The 13,033-nt window shown below is 71.3% G+C and carries 14 protein-coding genes; 8 read left to right on the top strand and 6 right to left on the bottom strand.

Features of this window, described 5'->3' with window-relative positions:
- The first annotated feature begins 79 nt into the window (after positions 1-79).
- The 3 genes from ACWGPF_RS01650 to ACWGPF_RS01640 all read left to right on the top strand — a co-directional run bounded on the left by ACWGPF_RS01650 (position 80) and on the right by ACWGPF_RS01640 (position 2,727).
- Positions 80-541, top strand: coding sequence for a hypothetical protein (locus ACWGPF_RS01650; RefSeq protein WP_452331159.1), 462 nt, complete (start codon positions 80-82; stop codon positions 539-541).
- A 134-nt stretch (positions 542-675) separates the two neighbouring features.
- Positions 676-1,605, top strand: coding sequence for an NADP-dependent oxidoreductase (locus ACWGPF_RS01645; protein WP_452331158.1), 930 nt, complete (start codon positions 676-678; stop codon positions 1,603-1,605).
- Positions 1,606-1,704: 99 nt separating this feature from the next.
- Positions 1,705-2,727: an LLM class flavin-dependent oxidoreductase gene (locus ACWGPF_RS01640; protein ID WP_452331157.1), complete on the top strand. Its 1,023-nt coding sequence runs from the start codon at positions 1,705-1,707 to the stop codon at positions 2,725-2,727.
- A gap of 54 nt (positions 2,728-2,781) precedes the next feature.
- Here ACWGPF_RS01640 and ACWGPF_RS01635 read toward each other — a convergent pair whose 3' ends face one another.
- The 5 genes from ACWGPF_RS01635 to ACWGPF_RS01615 all read right to left on the bottom strand — a co-directional run bounded on the left by ACWGPF_RS01635 (position 2,782) and on the right by ACWGPF_RS01615 (position 6,877).
- Complete coding sequence (locus tag ACWGPF_RS01635; protein WP_452331156.1) at positions 2,782-3,720, bottom strand: zinc-binding dehydrogenase; 939 nt, start codon at positions 3,718-3,720, stop codon at positions 2,782-2,784.
- 55 nt (positions 3,721-3,775) lie between these two features.
- Positions 3,776-4,846, bottom strand: a complete 1,071-nt coding sequence (locus ACWGPF_RS01630) for a BtrH N-terminal domain-containing protein (RefSeq protein ID WP_452331155.1) — start codon at positions 4,844-4,846, stop codon at positions 3,776-3,778.
- Positions 4,843-5,364, bottom strand: a complete 522-nt coding sequence (locus ACWGPF_RS01625) for a PadR family transcriptional regulator (RefSeq protein ID WP_452331154.1) — start codon at positions 5,362-5,364, stop codon at positions 4,843-4,845. The genes ACWGPF_RS01630 and ACWGPF_RS01625 overlap by 4 nt, the downstream gene beginning before the upstream one ends.
- A gap of 195 nt (positions 5,365-5,559) precedes the next feature.
- The gene (locus ACWGPF_RS01620) at positions 5,560-6,279 is read right to left on the bottom strand and encodes a B3/B4 domain-containing protein (protein ID WP_452331153.1); all 720 of its coding nucleotides are present in this window, start codon (positions 6,277-6,279) and stop codon (positions 5,560-5,562) included.
- Entirely contained in the window at positions 6,272-6,877 is a 606-nt protein-coding gene (locus ACWGPF_RS01615; RefSeq protein WP_452331152.1) for a helix-turn-helix domain-containing protein, read from the bottom strand. The genes ACWGPF_RS01620 and ACWGPF_RS01615 overlap by 8 nt, the downstream gene beginning before the upstream one ends.
- A 309-nt stretch (positions 6,878-7,186) precedes the next feature.
- On the opposite strand from ACWGPF_RS01615, the gene ACWGPF_RS01610 reads away from it, so the two are divergent.
- Together ACWGPF_RS01610 and ACWGPF_RS01605 are read left to right on the top strand one after the other, a co-directional pair.
- On the top strand, positions 7,187-8,482 hold the full coding sequence (locus tag ACWGPF_RS01610; protein ID WP_452331151.1) for a M20/M25/M40 family metallo-hydrolase: 1,296 nt from the start codon (positions 7,187-7,189) through the stop codon (positions 8,480-8,482).
- A gap of 27 nt (positions 8,483-8,509) precedes the next feature.
- A complete protein-coding gene (locus ACWGPF_RS01605) occupies positions 8,510-9,346 on the top strand; it encodes an undecaprenyl-diphosphate phosphatase (RefSeq protein ID WP_452331150.1) in 837 nt (278 codons plus the stop codon).
- Between the two features lie 15 nt (positions 9,347-9,361).
- On the opposite strand, the gene ACWGPF_RS01600 is transcribed toward ACWGPF_RS01605, so the two are convergent.
- A complete protein-coding gene (locus ACWGPF_RS01600) occupies positions 9,362-10,222 on the bottom strand; it encodes a PAC2 family protein (protein WP_452331149.1) in 861 nt (286 codons plus the stop codon).
- A gap of 72 nt (positions 10,223-10,294) precedes the next feature.
- Between ACWGPF_RS01600 and ACWGPF_RS01595 the strand changes: the two genes are divergently transcribed.
- From ACWGPF_RS01595 to ACWGPF_RS01585, 3 genes are read left to right on the top strand one after another with little or no spacing between them, the layout of a single operon-like run.
- Complete coding sequence (locus tag ACWGPF_RS01595) at positions 10,295-10,963, top strand: HAD family hydrolase (protein WP_452331148.1); 669 nt, start codon at positions 10,295-10,297, stop codon at positions 10,961-10,963.
- A gap of 38 nt (positions 10,964-11,001) precedes the next feature.
- Positions 11,002-12,018, top strand: a complete 1,017-nt coding sequence (locus ACWGPF_RS01590; RefSeq protein ID WP_452331147.1) for a tRNA (adenine-N1)-methyltransferase — start codon at positions 11,002-11,004, stop codon at positions 12,016-12,018.
- A gap of 10 nt (positions 12,019-12,028) precedes the next feature.
- Positions 12,029-13,003: an FKBP-type peptidyl-prolyl cis-trans isomerase gene (locus ACWGPF_RS01585; protein ID WP_452331146.1), complete on the top strand. Its 975-nt coding sequence runs from the start codon at positions 12,029-12,031 to the stop codon at positions 13,001-13,003.
- Positions 13,004-13,033 lie beyond the last annotated feature (30 nt).

Genomic DNA, 13,033 nt, shown 5'->3' with positions numbered 1-13,033 from the left:
ACGCGCGCTCCGAGCTGCGATCTGGCCGTCGATTCGTCACGGATGGTCGCGAGCCCATCTCGCTGAGGAGGATCTCGCGATGGGCCTGCCATACGGAAGAATCGGGAGCATGGATGCCCGGCCTGTCGCCTCGAGCGATCTCGCGTTCGACCATCTCCGGAGGAGCATCGAGGAGTTCGCGGCGGGCGGGTACCCCGTCGACCGGGTGATCCCTGCGCTGTGCGAGTGCGGGAATCGGACGTTCCTGCTCGTTCTCGACGACGAAGTCGGTGCCGCGGCCAGAGTATGCACCCAGTGCGAGGCCGAGGTGGGGATCGCTGACTCCGATGAGCACTTCGATGACGTGGAGACGGTTGAGCAAGCGCGATGCTCCTGTGGGAACGACGTCTTCACCGTCGCGACGGGGTTCGCGCTCGACTCCGGCGGGCACGTTCGCTGGGTTTCCGTGGGGCTGCGGTGCACGCGCGATGGGATCGCGGGGGTCTACGTCGACTGGAAGGTCGACTACGCGCCCACAGACCACCTCCTGGCCAATACGTAGACGCGCAGGCACGCTCTTTCCTCAGCCATCGGCGATCTCCCTGGTTGCTCCTCGGTGACAACTCGGAGCGAGGTGCGACGATACGTGCAGAAACATGCGTTCACGAAGGAAGCTCCGCATCGGCACGGACGCTGATGACCGGCATGAGCAGATTCGTGCATCAGCAGGAGATCGGCGACCCCATCGTGCTGGATGTCGTCCGACGCGAAGAACCGCACCCCGGTGCCGGCCAGGTCCGCGTGCGCGTACGCGCAGCAGGCTTGAATCCGGTGGATTGGAAGCTGGCGGTCTATCCGGAGCTGGCGTCGCGTTTCGGCGTGACAGCACCGACGGGGTTCGGCAACGACTTTGCGGGGGTGATCGACGAGGTGGGGGAAGGCGTCGGCGGCTTCGCGGTGGGCGACCGCGTCTACGGCGGGGCGCGCGGGCGCGCGCTGGCAGAGCACATCATCGTCACGGTCGGGGAGGCGATCCTCGAGCACACCCCTGCCGAAGTCGATGACGACGTGGCTGCGACATTGCCGATCGCGGGCCGGACGGCATCGGCGGCGGTCGCTGCGGCAGGCGTCGGTGAGGGCGATACCGTTCTCGTGGGAGGTGCCGCGGGCGGTGTGGGCGTGATCGTCGTGCAACTCGCGATCGCGGCGGGCGCGACGGTGATCGCGACGGCATCACCCGCCAATCACGCGTTCCTCGCGGGTCTCGGTGCGACGCCCGTCGCCTACGGTGAGGGACTGATCGCGCGGGTGCGCGACGTCGCACCCGACGGGGTGGACAGCGCGATCGACCTTCACGGCATCGAGGCCGCCGAGGCGGCGTTGGCGCTCGGTGTCGCACCCGCTCGCATCGCCACGATCGCCGCAGGGCCGACACCACCCGGCGGCGCCAGCGCGGTCGGGGGCGCCGACGCCGATCCGGAGGCGCTGCGCCGCATCGCGATCGGGGTCGCGGCAGGCGAGCTCGTGGTCCCCATCCAACGGCGGTACCCGCTGGAACAGATCGACGAGGCCGTCGCCGCACTGCGTGAAGGGCACGTCCGCGGCAAGCTCGTCGTCACGATCTGACCCGCGCTCGTCCACGTCAACGGCTGGCGAGGTCAGCCCGCGTATCGGCGGATGACGCCCCGGCGCGCGCCGCCGGTGCGGGATGCATAGCGTGATCGGGTGACACGTCCTCTCCGCTCTCTCGGCTTCCTGACCATCGGTCTCTTCGATCGCGATTCGCCCGGCACCGGTCATGAGGCCACACTCGCGATCATCGAACGCGCCGAGGCGCTCGGCTTCGACAGCGCCTGGCTGCGTAACCGCCACCTTCAATACGGCATCTCGTCCCCGGTGGCGGTCCTCGCGGCGGCCTCGCAGCGCACTCGTCGCATCCGCCTCGGCACCGCGGTCATCCCCCTCGGATACGAGAACCCGTTCCGGCTCGCCGAGGACCTCGCCACCGTCGACGTCCTGACTGGTGGGCGGATCGAGCCGGGCTTCTCGGTCGGCGCGCCGCGCAGGCTGGACGAGATCGCGGAGGCCCTGTATCCCGACACCGCCCCGTACGAGGACTTCGGGTACGCGCGGCTGGCGAGGCTGCGGCGGCTGCTTGCGGGCGATCGGGTCAGCTCCTTTTCCGGCGCAGAGGGTATCGAGGAGTTCTCCGAGCGGATCGAACCGCATTCCCCCGGGCTCGCCGAACGCCTCTGGTATGGCGCAGCCAGCCCCGAGTCCACGGTCTGGGCGGCGGAGAACGGGTTCCACCTGTTGACCAGCAGCGTCATCCAGTCGGTCCACACGCACGACTTCGACACCGAGCAGCACGCGCAGATCCAGCTCTATCGCGAACATCACCCGGCAGGGCAGAGCGCGCGGGTGTCGCAAGGTCTCGTCGTGATCCCCACGGATTCGGCCACCGCCGAGCAGAGAGAACGTTACGTCGCCTACGCCCAGTCGCGCGCCGGTCGCGTGGGTGTTCCGCACGGGCCGCGCGGCTTCCTCTTCGCCGCCGACATCGTCGGCACGTCGGAGCAGATCGCGGAGGCGCTCGCCGCCAACCGCGCGTTCGGCGAGGTCGACGAGGTCGCCTTCGCGCTGCCCTTCGCTCTCGAGCCCGACGACTACGTGCAGATTCTCGAGGACATCGCCGGACGGCTCGCGCCGCTCCTGGGCTGGACCGGCGGAGCCCTCGCGATCCGATGATCCGGTGCCGTTGTCCATCCCGTGGGCGTGCGCCCCCGCCGTCGCCAGCCTCGTTCAGACGGGCGGCACGTCCAGGACGGCCTTGCCGGAGAGTCGTCGCTCACGGAGCAGGCCGATCGCGTGCGCGGCGTCCGTCCAGGGACCGCGCCAGGTGATCCCCGGCCGGAGTGCACCGTCATGCAGGCGGCGGCCGAGCCACGCCATGCTGCGGGGGAGATCCGCGGTCGCTTCCGGCATGAAGAACGTCCGGATGGCGCGGTCGTCCTGGCCCGGGCGCGTCAGGAAGGCGTTCGCGGGGAACGCCTCCGTCTGCTCTGTGACATGTCCCACCGACACCAGGGTGCCGTTCCGGCCCAGCTGCCCGAACGCGCTCACCAGCGTCGAGCCGCCGACGGTGTCGATGACCCCGTCGAGCGGGCCGCCGACAGCGGCAGGCGTCTCGACGACCGCTCCCGCTCCGAGGTCGTGGAGCATCGCCGCGTTCCGTGCCGGGCTCCCCGTCATCGCGATGACATCCGCCCCTCCGAGCCTCGCCAGCTGCACCGCATAGCGCCCCACGCCCCCGCTCGCGCCGGTGACGAGCACGCGCCGCCCGAGCAGCGGGCCGAGGCGTTCGAGCGCCGACAGCGCGCTGACGCCCGCGACCGGGATCGTCGCCGCGCTGCCGAAGTCCAGCCCCTGGGGCAGCACGGCGAGCGAACACGTGTCGACCGACCGGAGCTGCGCCCAGGCCGCCGTCATGCCGAAGGTGACCACCGGCGTCCCGGCCTGCGGGCCGCTTCCATCAGCCGCCGCCTCCACGACGACGCCTGCGGCCTCCCAGCCGGGTACCGACCCGTCGGCGGCGAGGTCGACGTTGTCGACGACGTCACCGAAGTTCACGGAGACGGCGCGGACGGCGACGACCGCCTGGTTCGGCTCCGCATCGGGGGCGGCGCGCTCACCGAGGCGGACTCCCGCCGGGACGGAATGGTCGACGATCAGAGCCTGCATCTGCTCCTCCTTCCCGATGGTGAACGGGCACCGGCGTGGCGCTCATTCCCGGTCGCTAGGGAGTCGCGCGACTCTCCGGCGTCTCCAGCGAGCTCAGGACCGTCATCGCCGTCGTCTCGATCGTCGCGATCTCCTCCAGCAGGCGACCGGCCCGCTCGAGGTCGGCCGGCTGCCCCGTCACTCCCGCCTTCTCGATGAGTTCAGCGACCTGCGTCCAGCGAAGCGCGGACTCCGCGAAGAGGTCTCGTCCTCTCGCGACGAGCTCCGCGTCCGCCTCGCGGTCGAGCAGGCCGCGGCACTCGGTGAGGAAATCACGGTAGATATTGCGGAACAGTGCGCCGCCGGTGCCCGCGCGTTCCATCATCATGGCGATGGCTGGGAGGTCGCGACGGGGGTCCGCGAGTCGACCGAACCACGCCGGGATCCTCTTGGCGGCGGTGCGGATCCCCCGGCCGCCGAGGTTGGCGATGGGCGGCGCGAGGAACTCCCGTGCGCACGCGATGATCGCGAGGACGATCGCAGGAGCGAGGTGCTCGTGGCCGCCCTGCGACGGCGCCGCGAGCTGCACGGTGAAGGACCGGTGGCGAGCGGACATCGGGCCCCGTGCGGCTCGCGCCCGGGCGAGGCTCTCCAGACTGGTGGACACGGCTCCGCCCTGCTGCGCGGTGTCGACCAGATAGGCGCGCTCGGCGTCGTAGCCGTACATCGCGACGATGTGACCGGCGAAGTGAACGCGAGAGCCGAAGTACTCCAGATCGTGGCTGTCGAGCTGAAGCCCGACGGGCGTCCCGGCGTCGATCGATGCGCGGACCGAGTCCCACGCCTTGCGTGCCGAGGTGGTCTCCTGCACCCGCAGCTCGACTCCCCGTCGCCGGGCGAGGTTCTGCGTGAGCACGAAGGGCTTCACCCTGCCGCCGAGGAACGGCAGCTCCTGCCGCGCGGAGTCCCAGTAGACGAACGACAGTCCGCTGCCCAGCCCGAAGAGCATCGCTTCGGAGAGGTCGAGCCCCGCGTGCCGCAGGAGAACGCCGAGGGCCGTCGTCTCGCAGTGCGCACCGCCCGCTGTGGAGATCCCGTCGATGATGCTCCCGCCGATGGGCGCCGCTCGCTCGGCCCCGTCGCTCATCGTGCTTCCCTGACTCGTGCGGCGACCCAAGATCTCTCTGCCTCCAGCAGGCTGAGCGAGTACGAGAAGACCTCGCGTGCGGGCCGGGGCAGGGGAGCCTGCGACCGCTCCGCGTCTCGCACCGAGCCGATCCGGGCCTCGAGCTCGGTCAGCCTGCGGCGCAGGGCTTCGTCGTAGGCCGCTTCGGAGAGCAGCGGCAGGTTCGCGATCCCCACGAGCACGGGATGCGGGACAGCGCGGAGCTCGGCGATGGACGCGAACGCCTCGTCCGCTGCCATCCGCCGCCCCGCCGCGGTGGCCTGGAGCACGCGTCTCGACCGCGCGCCGGAGATGCTTCCGCCTGCTTCGATGAGACCTCGCTTCTCCAGCTTGGCGAGCACGTAGTAGATCGACGAGAAGGCGATGTCCGTCCACTGGCGGATGCCGCGTTGCGTGATCACCTGCTCCAGGTCGTAGCCATGCCGCGGCTCCTCGACGACGAGGCCCAGAACGGTCAACTCAGCGGTTGTCAGCTCCACGATTCTATTCTAGCACTAGAATAGGCCTGGCGCTCGGGGTGCCGCGAGGATCATGATCCGGGGCCTCTGCCGCGTTCACCGTCGTGACGCGTCGGTGCCCGGAGTGGTGCCGCGTCGTGCGCCGAGGCTCGCGATGGCTGCGGGCAGGAAGCCGAACAGCAGGGGCGGGGAGCCGTTCGGGCGTCGCGGGCGGCCTCAGCTTCGTCGGACGACACGGCGCGCGATGCGCACGTGCCGACCCAGCTGCCCGAGTGCGTCGGCCAGCGCGTCGCCGGCATCCTCGAGATCCGCGTCGGTCATGGCCCCCAGCGCGTCCAGGATGAAGAGCGCGTCGGTGGTCTCGTCCCGGAGGGCCGTCCGGCGGCCCTGTCGCCAGTTCCATCGGCGGCACGTGACGCCGTCGTCATCGCGCCAGACGACCTCGCCGGGCTCGGGATGCTCGATGACGGGCTCGCCTCCTGCGACCGTGTCGAACGGCTCGTCTCCTGTCGCGCGCACGAGTCGCGCCGCGCCGCGGTAGGCGGTGCGGTCTTCGCCGCCGATCGGCACCTGGTGCAGCACCGAGATCGCGTTGTATGCGTCGGTGAGTGCGTTGACGCGCGGCAGAGCGTCGACGGCGCGGCGGGTGAGCGCCTCCGCGCTGTTGCGGGTGCGCTGCGGCTTCGCGCCGAATGCGCGGTACGCGTCGCGCCACGCGGCGATATGCGGGTGCTCCTCGAGTGGGCGCTCCGCGACCAGCTCGCGTGCTCGCTGCTCCGCCGCCGTCACGAGGTCGTTGACGGCTTCGCTCGTGGTCGACGGCTCCAGTCCGTCGACGACGAGCAGCAGCGCGCGGTAGTCCGGTCGGAGTGCGTGCACCTCCTCGTCGATCGCGCACCGCGCGAGGAACGCCTCCTGCTCGTTCAGCTCATCCATCCTGTCGTCCTTCCTTGTTCGCGCCGCCGGCGGCGGGCTCGAGCACCGCGAGGCAGAAGCGCGCTCGCGAATCGCTGTCGTTGCGATACGCGTGCGGGCGACCGCCGTCGAAGCGCAGTGCGTCGCCGGCCGAGAGCGCATGCGTCTCCTCGCCGACCTCGATCACGACCTCGCCGTCGACGACCAGCAGCAGCTCGCGCGCGCCTGCAGTGTGGGGCACGCTCGCGTGCCGCTCACCCGGAGCCAGCGTCCACTCCCACAGCTCGAACACCTCGGGCACCTCCTCGCCGGTCACGAGCACGCCGCGCCCGCCGCCGGCGCCCGACCACAGCACGGCTCCCTCGCCGGCGCGCGTCACCCGCGATCCGGTGTCGGCGGGCGGCTCGACGAGAGACGGCAGGCCGATTCCGAGCGCCTCGGCGAGGCGCAGAAGCGTGGCGATGCTCGGATTGGCCTCGCCGCTCTCGACGTTCACGACCATCCTCCGGCTGACGCCCGACCGCTCGGCGAGCCGATCGAGGGTCCATTCGCGCGCTCGCCGAGCCGCTCGGACGCGTTCGCCGATCAGGCGGCCGATGGAGTCTCGCGGGATGCCCATACGGTGCACGATACTGCACTCAGTTCGACTCTGCCCGCGCCGCTCCGGTGCAACTCGCGCACGCCGGTGCCGTTCGCGCACGCCGGAGCATGTGGCACACGCACCTCCGTGCAGCGCACGCATCTCCGTGCAGCGCACGCACCTCCGTGCAGTACACGCACCGCCGTGCAGCGCTCGCACCGCTGTGCACGGCGGGCACCTCCCTGCCCGACGCACGGGGCGCGCGACGCGTGCCGACTGGATGGTGCCGGGTGACGCGCGCGACGTCCAACGAGGGAGGTGCGGCGCCTTCCGGGTAACGTGAAGCGCATGCCCGAGAACGAGATCCCCGAAGTCGCGCGCCTGGCCGCCGATCTCATCCGGTTCGACACGACGAACTACGGCGGCGGCAACGCCAAGGGTGAGCGGGAGGCCGCGGAGTACGTCGGCGCCTACCTCGAGGGCCTCGGCCTCGAGACGCAGTACTACGAGCCCATCTCTCGGCGCACGAACGTGACCGCTCGCGTCGCCGGCCGCAACCGCGACAAGCCCGCCCTCGTGCTGCACGGCCACCTCGACGTCGTGCCCGCCGTCGCCGACGACTGGTCGGTCGACCCGTTCGCGGGCGAGATCCGCGACGGGCTGCTGTGGGGCCGCGGCGCCGTCGACATGAAGAACATGGACGCGATGATCCTCACCTCGGTGGCCGAGCTGCTGCGTGCGGGGGAGCAGCCCGAGCGCGACATCGTGCTCGCCTTCTTCGCCGACGAGGAGAACGGCGGCGTGGAGGGCTCGCAGCTCGTCGTGCGCGACCGCCCGGAGTGGTTCGCCGGCGCCACCGAGGCCATCAGCGAGGTCGGCGGGTACTCCATCCCCGTCGGCGACAAGAGCGCGTACCTCCTCCAGGTCGGCGAGAAGGCTCTGATGTGGGTCACGCTCGTCGCCCGCGGGCGCGCCGGCCACGGCAGCCGCGTGCATGCCGACAATGCGGTCACGCGCCTCGCCGAGGCCATCGCGACCCTCGGCCGTGTGGACTGGCCCGTCGAGATGACCGGCACGACCCAGCGCCTCCTCGACGGGATGGCGACGCTCGCGGGCGAGACGTCCTCCGACCCCGACGTCATCGCAGGCCACGCCGGCCCCGCAGAGGCGTTCATCCGCTCGACCTTCCGCACGGTCACGAACCCCACGGGGCTCACGGCCGGCTACAAGCACAACGTCATCCCCGACGCCGCCTCCGCGACCGTCGACATCCGCGTGCTGCCCGGCACGGAGGACGCCGTGCTCGCCCGCGTACAGGAGATCATCGGCGACGACATCGAGATCCGGATGTTCCTGCGCGACATCGGACTGGAGATCCCGTTCGAGGGCGCTCTCGTGGAGGCGATGGTCGGCGCGCTGGGCCGGCACGACCCCGGCGTCCCCGTGCTGCCCTACCTGCTCGGCGCGGGCACCGACAACAAGGCGCTGTCGACCATCGGCATCGCGGGCTACGGCTTCGCGCCGCTCCGGCTCCCGCGCGACCTCGACTTCACCGGGATGTTCCACGGCGTCGACGAGCGCGTCCCCGTCTCGGCCCTCGAGTTCGGGCAGCGCGTGCTGACCGACCTCATCCGCAGCTACTGACCTGACTTCCTCCGACAGAGAGATCGCATGTCGTTCATCGAAGCCATCATCCTCGGGCTCGTCCAGGGCCTCACCGAGTTCCTCCCCATCTCGTCGTCCGCGCACATCCGCATCGTGGGCGAGTTCCTGCCCTCGGCCGAGGATCCGGGCGCGACGTTCACCGCCATCACGCAGATCGGCACCGAGCTCGCCGTACTCGTCTACTTCTGGTCGAAGATCGTGCGCGTCGTGAAGCAGTGGGCCCTCTCACTCGCCGGCCGCGTGCCCCGCAGCGACCCCGATGCGCGGATGGGATGGCTCGTCATCCTCGGCAGCGTCCCGATCGGCGTCCTCGGGTTCGCCTTCCAGGACGTCATCCGCGACGTCTTCCGCAACCTGTGGCTCGTCGCCGTCGTGCTCATCGTCTTCGGCATCATCCTCGGCGTCGCAGACCACTACGGCCGGCGCACGCGCGAGATGGAGGACATCACCTACCCCCACGGGCTCGGCATGGGCGTCGCGCAGGCGCTCGCGCTCATCCCCGGCGTGTCGCGGTCGGGCGCCACCACGACAGCGGCGCGCGCGCTGGGCTACAGCCGGACGGCCGCGGCCGAGTTCGCCTTCCTCCTCGCCGTTCCCGCCGTCTTCGGCAGCGGGCTCTACGAGCTGCTGCACGCGATCCGAGAGCCCGAGCCGAACCCGGCCTACGGGCTCGGGGAGACGGCCGTCGCCACGGTCGTCGCGTTCATCGTCGGATGGGTCGTCATCGCGTACCTCATGAGGTACCTCAAGACGGGCAGCTTCCTGCCGTTCGTGATCTACCGGGTCGCGCTCGGCGCCGTCCTCATGGTGCTGCTCGCGACGGGCGTGCTGCAGGCGTACTGAGCCGCGCGGCGGCCGCTACCTGCGGTCGCCGCGTCCGTCGCGGCCGTCGCGCGGGTCGTCGCGGTGCAGATACCGCTCGAAGGCCTGCGCGATGGCGTCGCCCGATGCGTCGGGGGAGTCCACCGTGTCGCGCGTCTGCTCGAGCTGGCGGATGTAGTCGCTCATGTCCTCGTCGTCGGCGGCTGCCGCGTCGATCGTCGCCTCCCACGTCGCCGCGTCGGTCGCGAGCGTGCCCTTCGGCACGACGGCCCCGGTCAGCTCCTCGAGCTTCTCGAGGAGGGCGAGCGTGGCCTTCGGCGACGGCGTGTGCCCGGCCACGTAGTGCGGCACGCTCGCCCACAGCGACAGCGTCGGGATGCCCGCCCGCTCGGCCGCATCGCCCAGCACGCTGAGGATGCCGACGGGCCCCTCGTACGTCGACCGCTCGAGCCCCAGCTGCTCGCGCACGGCGGCGTTCTCGCTGCTCGCGAACACCGAGATGGGGCGCGTGTGCGGCACATCCGACATCATCGATCCGAGCGTGACGAGCCCCGTGATGTCCTCCGCGAGTGCGCGATCGACGAACTCGCCCGCGAAGGAGCGCCACGCGCGTGCGGGCTCGTTGCCCGTGATCGTCCAGAACCAGACGTCGCCGATCCCGGCCGACGGGCGGTGCAGCGTCGCATCCGGCCAGCGCAGCGTGCGCCCGCCCTCACCGTCGGCCTCGATGTGCGGGCGCGTGTACTGGTAGTCGAAGTAGAGCTCGGGGTCGACGGCGAACGCGGGGGAGAGGTCCCCCTCCTCGCGCAGCATCCGCACGGCGCCCGTCGCCGCCTCTCCTGCGTCGTTCCATCCGTCGAAGGCCGCCACGACGATCCTGCGTCCGAGTGTCTGCACCGGTGTCCCTCCTCCCGCCGAGCGGGTGTCCGTCCAGGTTAGTCCCGGATGCCGCGCCGGTAGGCTGATCCGGTGACAGCCGAACAGCCTCTCGCCGTGCTCTGGGACATGGACGGCACCCTCATCGACTCGGAGCCGTACTGGATGGCGGCGGAGACCCCCCTCGTGGAGAGCTTCGGCGGCACGTGGGACCACGAGCAGGCGCTGCAGCTCGTCGGCCTGGGCCTGCCCGACGCCGCGCGCGTGCTGCAGGGTGCGGGCGTCGACATGGAGGTGGACGCCATCGTCGCGCACCTCACGGACGCCGTGCTGCGGCAGATGGGCGAGCTCGGTGTGCCGTTCCGACCCGGAGCGCAGGAGCTGCTGCGCAGCCTCCGCGCGGCGGGCGTCCGCACGGCGCTCGTTACGATGTCGCTCCACCGGATGGCCGCGTCGATCGTGGAGCTCCTCGACTTCGACGCGTTCGACCTCGTGCTCGGCGGCGACGACGTGCCGCGCCCGAAGCCGCACCCCGATCCGTACCTCCGCGCCGCCGAGCTGCTCGGGGTCGACATCGCGCACACCGTCGCGATCGAGGACTCGCCGAACGGGCTGCGGTCGGCCGTGGCCTCGGGCGCCGTCTCGCTCGGCGTGCCGCACTTCGTCGGGCTCGACGGAGTGGGCGCCGACACGCTGTGGCCCACCCTCGAGGGGCGCACCGCCGACGACATCGCCGCGCTGTACCGCGCTCACCGCCCCTGATCCGCCCTCTCCTCATCCCCATCCCCTCCGGAGGAACCATGTCCGCGCCCCGCGGCCCCTTCCGCTTCGGCGACCGCGTGCAGCTCACCGGCCCGAAGGGCAAGCTGCACACCATCACGCTGCGCGAGCGCGGCGAGCTGCACACGCACCACGGCGTGCTGCGGCACGAGCAGCTCGTCGGCCAGCCGGACGGCTCCGTCGTCGCGAACAGCTCGGGCAGCGAGTACCTCGCGCTGCGGCCCCTGCTGCGCGACTTCGTCATGTCGATGCCCCGTGGCGCGGCGATCGTCTACCCGAAGGACGCCGCCGCCATCGTCGCGCAGGCCGACATCTTCCCCGGCGCCGTCGTCGTCGAAGCGGGCGTGGGATCGGGCGCGCTGTCGCTGTCGCTCCTGCGCGCCGTCGGCGACGAGGGGCGTCTGGTCTCGTTCGAGCGGCGGATGGAGTTCGCCGAGGTCGCTCTCGCGAACGTCGAGACCTTCTTCGGCGGGCTGCCGCCGCAGTGGTCCGTCGTCGAGGGCGATCTCGCTGAGGCGCTGCCTCGCACGGTCGAGCCGGGCAGCGTCGACCGGGTCGTCCTCGATATGCTCGCGCCGTGGGAGGTGCTCGAGCCCGTCGCCGACGCCCTCGCGCCCGGCGGCGTCGTCATCTGTTACGTCGCGACCGCCACGCAGCTCTCCCGCGTGGCGGAGTTCCTCCGCGGGCTGGGCTGCTTCACCGAGCCCGAGGCGAGCGAGACGATGGTGCGCGGATGGCACGTCGACGGCCTCGCCGTCCGCCCCGATCACCGCATGGTCGCGCACACCGGCTTCCTCATCACGGCTCGGCGCCTCGCCCCGGGCGTCGTGCCGCCCGAGGTGAAGCGCCGCGCGTCGAAGAAGAGCTACACCGACGACGACCTCGAGGTGTGGACCCCCGGCGCGGTGGGCGACCGCGACATCACCGACAAGAACCTGCGCAAGCGCGTGCGCGACGCGCAGCGCGCCGCCGCCGGCGCGCGCCTCGCCGCCTCGGCGGACGACGCGGTGTCGGAGGAGGGGCCGGCGGATGCCTAGACTGATGCCCGTGCGCAAGACCCCGGCCATCCTCTCCGTCCTCGCCCTGTCGACGCTCGCGCTCGCGGGCTGCACCGTGGGAGGTGCGGATGCCGCGTCCTGCGACCGCGCGGCGGGCGCGGACGCGTCGCTCGCCGACTTCGTCGAGGTGACGGGCGAACTCGACGCCGTGCCCTCCGTGGACATGTACACGCCGCTGGAGGTCCCGTCCGACGCTTACGTCGACGTGCAGGAGGGCGACGGCGAGGTCATCACGTCGCTCGACCAGGCCGGCGTGCTCGACATGACGCTGTTCGACGGCGAGACCGGCGAGCAGCTCATCGGCACGGCGTACAGCGGCGACACGACGGGAGCTGCGGCCCTCTCGCAGTGGCTCCAGCAGTTCCCGGGCCTCGAGAGCGCGCTCCAGTGCGCGAGCGAGGGCTCGCGGATCGTCGCCGCGCTCGGCGCCGACGGCGTGACGGAGGAGGCGCGCACCGGCTACGGGTTCTCGGAAGACGGCACGATCGTCGCGGTCGTCGACGTGCGGAAGGTCTACCCCGAGGCGGCTTCCGGCACGCTGCAGTACAACGACGGCTTCGGCCTCCCGAGCGTCGTCCGCGACGTCGACGGCCGCCCCGGCATCGTCGTCCCCGACACGGCGGCCCCCGACGACCTCGTCGTCCAGACCCTCATCGAGGGCGACGGCGAGGAGCTCACGATCGACGACACGCCCATGGTGCAGTACACGGGCGTGCTGTGGGACGAGAAGACCGTGTTCGACTCGTCGTGGGAGAACGGATCGCCCGTCGCCCTCACGCTCGACGGCGGCGTCATCGAGGGCTTCTCGCAGGGGCTCGTCGGCCAGAAGGTCGGCTCTCAGGTCATGATCGTGATCCCCTCCGACCTCGGCTACGGCGACGAGGGCCAGGGGGCCATTCCCGGCGGCGCGACCCTCGTGTTCGTCGTCGACATCCTCGGCATCGAGGACGGGCCTGCTCAGTAGCGCATGCGTCCGCGCGGTCCGCGGGGATCC

This window comes from Microbacterium sp. NPDC055683 (assembly GCF_053617895.1).
The sequence above is the reverse complement of the archived record's forward strand: the minus strand, read 5'-3'. Positions and strand labels throughout refer to the sequence as shown.

What these genes read in the sequence shown, in the direction of transcription:
- ACWGPF_RS01635 (WP_452331156.1), bottom strand. Translation starts at nt 3,720, where the DNA reads ATGCAGGCTCTGATCGTCGACCATTCCGTCCCGGCGGGAGTCCGCCTC.
- ACWGPF_RS01645 (WP_452331158.1), top strand. Translation starts at nt 676, where the DNA reads ATGACCGGCATGAGCAGATTCGTGCATCAGCAGGAGATCGGCGACCCC.
- ACWGPF_RS01615 (WP_452331152.1), bottom strand. Translation starts at nt 6,877, where the DNA reads ATGGGCATCCCGCGAGACTCCATCGGCCGCCTGATCGGCGAACGCGTC.
- ACWGPF_RS01590 (WP_452331147.1), top strand. Translation starts at nt 11,002, where the DNA reads ATGTCCGCGCCCCGCGGCCCCTTCCGCTTCGGCGACCGCGTGCAGCTC.
- ACWGPF_RS01605 (WP_452331150.1), top strand. Translation starts at nt 8,510, where the DNA reads ATGTCGTTCATCGAAGCCATCATCCTCGGGCTCGTCCAGGGCCTCACC.
- ACWGPF_RS01630 (WP_452331155.1), bottom strand. Translation starts at nt 4,846, where the DNA reads ATGAGCGACGGGGCCGAGCGAGCGGCGCCCATCGGCGGGAGCATCATC.
- ACWGPF_RS01610 (WP_452331151.1), top strand. Translation starts at nt 7,187, where the DNA reads ATGCCCGAGAACGAGATCCCCGAAGTCGCGCGCCTGGCCGCCGATCTC.
- ACWGPF_RS01620 (WP_452331153.1), bottom strand. Translation starts at nt 6,279, where the DNA reads ATGGATGAGCTGAACGAGCAGGAGGCGTTCCTCGCGCGGTGCGCGATC.
- ACWGPF_RS01650 (WP_452331159.1), top strand. Translation starts at nt 80, where the DNA reads ATGGGCCTGCCATACGGAAGAATCGGGAGCATGGATGCCCGGCCTGTC.